Below are 219 nucleotides of genomic sequence, written 5' to 3' on the forward strand. Positions count from 1 at the left end.
CGACCATGATGATCTGGCGTGACCTTGCCGCAGGCACATTGGTGCCCGTCTTGCCCGAATGGCGCCCGGCTGCGGGCATCGTGCATGCTGCCTTTCCCTCGCGGCGTGGCCTGCTGCCTTCGGTGCGAGCACTTCTCGATTTTTTGGTCGAAGAGTATGCCGCTCTATCCGCAAGCGAACACAGGTCATGACGACCCAGAGACCTTCTCCAACGTATCG

The 219-nt window shown here is 60.7% G+C and carries 1 pseudogene; it reads left to right on the forward strand.

The features are described from left to right. A pseudogene (locus F9K91_RS25825) lies at nucleotides 1-191 on the forward strand (LysR family transcriptional regulator); the annotation flags it as partial. Nucleotides 192-219: the final 28 nt, after the last annotated feature.

This window comes from Brucella tritici (assembly GCF_008932295.1).
Classification (GTDB): domain Bacteria; phylum Pseudomonadota; class Alphaproteobacteria; order Rhizobiales; family Rhizobiaceae; genus Brucella; species Brucella tritici.